General features: G+C 65.0%; 1 protein-coding gene. It reads left to right on the forward strand.

The window, feature by feature from the left end; translation table 11 throughout:
- Nucleotides 1-303, forward strand: a 303-nt coding sequence (locus UK12_RS35215; protein WP_045307297.1) for a cobalamin-dependent protein, incomplete at both ends; no start/stop codon positions are given.

The raw sequence follows: 303 nt of genomic DNA on the forward strand, positions 1-303 counted from the left end.
GGCAAGAACCTGGTCGACATCATTCTGTCCAACAACGGCTACAACGTGGTCAATCTGGGGATCAAGCAGCCCGTCGCGGCGATCCTGGACGCCGCCCAGCAGCACAACGCGGACGTGATCGTCCTGTCCGGCCTGCTGATCAAGTCCACCGTGGTCATGAAGGAGCACCTCCAGGAGCTCAACCATCGCGGCATGGCCCCCGACTACCCCGTCCTCCTCGGCGGCGCCGCCCTCACCCGCGCCTACGTCGAACAGGACCTCCACACCATCTACGAAGGCGAAGTCCGCTACGCCCGCGACGCC

The organism is Saccharothrix sp. ST-888 (assembly GCF_000955975.1).
In the GTDB taxonomy this organism is placed as follows: Bacteria; Actinomycetota; Actinomycetes; order Streptomycetales; family Streptomycetaceae; genus Kitasatospora.